This window comes from Larkinella sp. C7 (assembly GCF_006149005.1).
GTDB lineage: Bacteria > Bacteroidota > Bacteroidia > Cytophagales > Spirosomataceae > Larkinella.
In genome coordinates, this window is sequence record NZ_VBSL01000042.1 from 1 (window position 1) to 2,785 (window position 2,785).

At 54.4% G+C, this 2,785-nt stretch carries 3 protein-coding genes; all 3 read right to left on the reverse strand.

Annotation, left to right across the window (positions count from 1 at the left end):
* On the reverse strand, nt 1-216 hold a 216-nt coding region (locus FH871_RS31575), incomplete at its 3' end, for a hypothetical protein (RefSeq protein ID WP_138995301.1).
* A 273-nt stretch (nt 217-489) separates the two neighbouring features.
* Complete coding sequence (locus FH871_RS31580) at nt 490-1,158, reverse strand: 4'-phosphopantetheinyl transferase superfamily protein (protein WP_138995302.1); 669 nt, start codon at nt 1,156-1,158, stop codon at nt 490-492.
* 9 nt (nt 1,159-1,167) lie between these two features.
* The coding region (locus tag FH871_RS31585) for a T9SS type A sorting domain-containing protein (RefSeq protein WP_138995303.1) at nt 1,168-2,785 on the reverse strand (1,618 nt) is incomplete at its 5' end.

Below are 2,785 nucleotides of genomic sequence, written 5' to 3' on the forward strand. Positions count from 1 at the left end.
GTTGGCACTCTGCACCTGAATGGGCAAGGCCGTGGGCGTCGTGGCCGTTCCTTTGCGAAAGTAGGCTTTCGCCGAGGCCCCAAAAGATCCTTGCAGGCCGACGGTTTCGCCGGGTTGGGCCGAGGGGCTGGCATTGAAAAGGCGGGGTTGGGAAGTAGCGTTTTGTAAACTACAAAGGCTAATAAAAAGAAAGAATAACAGGTAACGATGGGTCATATCTTTATTTTTTACAGATTACGCATCGTATCCAACCGCACATTCCCCCTTCACCAATGTGTAGTCACAGAACAAACATCGCCTTTATTGGCTCGTTATTCTTCCGCCAAATCTGTGCCAATTCGACCCGGTTTACAGGAGTTTACAAAAAAGAAAGTGAATGGACGATGTACCCCAGCGGAACCGCTGGTTGAAAAGAGAGAATGGTATCTGGAAAAAAATTTGACCAGGATAAACATCTGGCCTTCGGTTGTAGAACAGACCGACTGGCTTTTAGCCAAACTGGTACGTTTCAAAAGCAATCAGACCGGGCTCGATAGGCTGGTTGCCCGCAACAAAACTGCAATATCCGTTCCACTGCTCCAGTTCTGCCACATACCAACGACTTTCGCCCAGCATGGCAACGGCTGATTCAATCGAAATGGTGGCAAGCGGCAGTCCGATTCCACGGCCATCGGCTTTGGCAATGGCTTCTTTGACAGTCCAGTGACGCCAGAATTCCAGTATCGGCTCTTCCGATCCCGTGATCCGCTGCCATTGCGCCAGCGACATCACGGATTCAAAATCAGAGAAGTCAATGGGTCGGATCAATTCGATGTCTATTCCGACGGCAATGTCCCGGCTGGCCACGCAAACAATCCGGTCGGCAGAATGGGCAATATTAAAGTGAAAACCGGAATCGATAAACGGTTTTCCGTACCGGCCGATGGTAAGCCGCTCCAGCGTTTCAGCGGGAAAACCGTACTGATGCAGAAGTTTTGCCAGCAATAACCGGCCAATCAGGGAACGCTGCCGGTCCTGCCAGTTCCGGTACGCATTCAGTTTGGCGTGAAAACCGGTTGGGACGGGTTGCAGATAATGCCGGTAAAGGGCGTCCGGCCAGCAAGCACCCAGCGGAGCCGAAGCAATAGAGACTTGCGGTTCTTCATTCCAACTACGCATTGAACCTGTTTAATATTTTATAAAGCATTCACTCACAACGCCCCCCTGATCGGGCTGAACCTGCAACACATAGGGGCCGACGGGAAGACGTCGAACATCCAGATTCGCTTCGGAGGTTGCCGTTCGGGTATCCATAAACAAGGCCCCGGCCAATGAATAGATTTTTAATTGCGCCCCGGCGGCCGACAATTGGACGTGGAGTTCGGTGGTGGCCGGATTGGGGTAAACCTTTACAACAAGCTGCGACTCTTCATCGCCGGTAATCAGACACAACGAAGTCGACACCGAAGCATGGCTGACCCGGTCCAGCCGGTCGTCCCGGATCGCATTGGGTGAATTCTCCAGCTTCAGGTTACAAACCAGCGTGTTGTAGGAACCGCTGTTGACATACAGCGCATTGTTGCAATTGATGGCCGTGTTGTTTTCGAAAATACTTCCCAGAACGGCCGGAATCCGCTCGTCCTGATAAAACGTCACCGGATTGTATTCCAAATAATTGAGGTAGCCTTCCGGAAACTCGGCATCCACCACCGCCGGGATGTTCGGAACGCCCGCCCGCAACGTGTTGCCCCGCACCTCCAGCCCCACCACCGATGTACCAAAGGTTCGCTCCTGCCGGTGCTGTACAGCATGGACACCAATAAAGACCCCGTTCGATCCGTCCGTGTTCGAAACGGTGTTGCCCACAATCTGGGTGTTATAGACCGGGATAAACTGCTGACGACCGTTATACAGTTGCTGAACCGGCGTCAGGTCGATCGAACCGCTGTTGAGCAGGGTGTTGTTGACAATCGCTACCTGCGTTGTGGCCGTGTGATACAGCGTGATGCCCCGGCGGTTCCCTTCCATGCGGTTATTGGCCACCAACCAGTTTTCGGCTCCCCAGTTAAAAATTGCATAGTGACTTCCGGCCTCCGGAATGACGTCCCAGGCCCGGTCCAATTGCAGCGTCGAGCCGCTCCGGCTGGTGATCCGGCGCCATTGTCCCATTCCTTTTCCGCTCACAATGGCCACCACCGGCTGCCGTCGAAAGCTCCCCCAGGTCTTGCTCTGGTCCTGCAAGGTTGTGGCCGTGGCTCCGCTCACCGTTCCGGCCTCCTCGTCGATGCGGTCAGCCCCCCCGCCTTCGCTCAGGATTGTTTCGCCATCGTTGCCATTCTGGGCCGGTCCGTTGATTACCTTGAATTCATTGTTGAGCATCGCGACATTCCGGGCAAAACTCAGGATCAGAACGTGATGGATCGTATTGGCTGGATACCGGGCCGAACCGTCACGGTTTACTACATTGTTCTCAAAAACCCCGTCTTGCGTCTCGTTCAGGTTCAGGCCGTCCACGGCATAGTTGAACGTGTTGTCCCGAAGCACAAAATTGCGGCATCCATTCAATTGCAAAGGTCCCCGGTAGTCATACTGACTGTCGACACCCTGGCTCAGATCGGTGTTGGCAATCACCAGCTTGTCGCTGTTGGCCAGCCACAGCCAGTCGCTGCGGTTGAGATCGAACCGAACCCGTTGCAGAAAAATCTCCGTGCCCTGCCCCCGGCTGCTGCTCAGTTGCCCACTGCCCGTTTCGTCGATGTTCAGCAGCGACAAATCCGCCAGACCGGCCTGCCGGGTGATTTCCGGC

What these genes read in the sequence shown, in the direction of transcription:
- FH871_RS31580 (WP_138995302.1), bottom strand. Translation starts at nt 1,158, where the DNA reads ATGCGTAGTTGGAATGAAGAACCGCAAGTCTCTATTGCTTCGGCTCCG.